The organism is Frankia sp. CcMO1 (genome assembly GCF_977945845.1).
This window is the reverse complement of sequence record NZ_CDWTMG010000352.1, coordinates 2,339-3,979: the sequence shown is the minus strand read 5'-3', so window position 1 is coordinate 3,979 and position 1,641 is coordinate 2,339. Positions and strand designations below refer to the sequence as shown.

The window sequence follows — 1,641 nt, the reverse complement described above, 5'->3', positions numbered from 1 at the left end:
GCCTCGCCGTGGTCGAGCTCCGTGACGACCCAGTCGAGGTCCACGAATATCTTGCGGCGCTCGGCCCATCGGTCATCGACTTCAACCTGCCCCACGCCACGCATGACTCCCCGCCGTACCGGTTTGCTGCCGATGAGCCCGAGTACGGCCGGTGGTTGAGCCGCGTTTACGACGCCTGGATCGGCGCCGGCTCCTACACGCACTCGGTGCGGATCCTCGAAGACATCGTGGCGCTCAGCCTCGGTGCGCAGGGCTCCGTCGAGTCGCTCGGGCTCGCACCGCCCGGCATCGTCGTGGTCGAGTCCGACGGCTCGATCGAGAACGTTGACACACTCAAGGCTGCCGGCTCTGGCGCCGCCGGTCTGGGCGGCCTCAACGTCTTCGAGCACACCTTCGACGAGGTGGCCCGGCACCCGGCGATCCGGCAACGACAGACCGGGGCGTCAGCTCTGGCTGATGAGTGTCAGCGCTGTCCACTGGTGTCCGTCTGCGGCGGCGGCTATCTGCCGCACCGGCTGAGCGCCGAGCGTGGGTACCGCAACCCGTCCGTTTACTGTCAGGACCTCGCCCACCTCATTCGGCACGTCCAAGCCACGCTGCCTGCCTAAGGAGGAGCACTGTGCAGCACCTCGTCGTCCGCCACGCTGAGCCCAGCGACGCCAAGGCCGTCGCCGCGATGATCGAGGAGATCGAGCGGTACTACGGTGCCACGACGATCCAGCCGTTCGAGGAGCAGCTGGCACAGGTCGAGGTCGCGCTGTTCGGCACACCGCCGCTGGCGTACTGCGTCCTAGCGGTCGCTGACGGCGAGGTGGTGGGGCTGGCGGCGTACTCCTTCCTGTGGCCGGCGGCCGGGTCGACGCACTCGCTGTTCCTGAAGGAGTTGTACGTCCGACCGGACGGGCGGCGGCTAGGAACCGGAACGCGGCTCGTCGAGGAGATGCAGGCGATCGCCGCCGCTCGGCCGGGGTGCAGTCGGGTGGAGTGGATGACCGACCGGGACAACGACGACGCGCGGGCGTTCTATCGCAGCCTCGGGTTCGAGGAGTTCGAAGGCAAGGTGAACTACCGGATCACCCTCTCGTAGAGGACGCCGTGCTCGTCTTGCATCAGCGACTCGATCGACGACGCGAGTTCGGCGCCGCGGGGCGATGTCGTGCTCGGCGAAGCGTTTGTGGTCAACAGTCCGACCGCCGGAGCGTAGCCACACTGCTTCGGTGCTCTTGTTCAGATGCAGCGTGCTGTCGTTTGGGCATCGAGGCCTCGTATGTCGGCAGCGCCTCTGCCCGCGTGCTCAGGAGAGGTTGAAGTTCGCCAAGAAGTGTGTCGACGTCGGAATCCGCCACGCGAAGGACGGGCCGACGAAGGTACGCACTCCACGCGTAGGGCTTCGGAAAGGTCTCCAAGTGATCGACCAGGGGACCGAGTTGCAGCCCGCCGGGAAATGGCACGACGCCATGAATGCGTAGACCAAGGTCCCAATAAAACTCCCTGCCACCGATATCGATAGACGTCTCTAGGAGGCGCGCGGGCCGTGTCACTGTTCCTATGCCGATGATCCGTCCTCGATCACGTTCGTTGCGCTTCCACGCCCCCCTTGTGGCATACAGGAACAACCGATCACCTTGGGCTGTCTCCGTG

General features: G+C 65.9%; 1 protein-coding gene and 1 pseudogene. Both read left to right on the top strand.

Going from position 1 to position 1,641, the window contains the following annotated elements:
• Window positions 1-608 (top strand): annotated as a pseudogene (locus tag AC08OU_RS23625) (FxsB family cyclophane-forming radical SAM/SPASM peptide maturase); the annotation flags it as partial.
• An 11-nt stretch (window positions 609-619) separates the two neighbouring features.
• Complete coding sequence (locus AC08OU_RS23620; protein ID WP_476605850.1) at window positions 620-1,087, top strand: N-acetyltransferase family protein; 468 nt, start codon at window positions 620-622, stop codon at window positions 1,085-1,087.
• The last annotated feature ends 554 nt before the right edge of the window (window positions 1,088-1,641 follow it).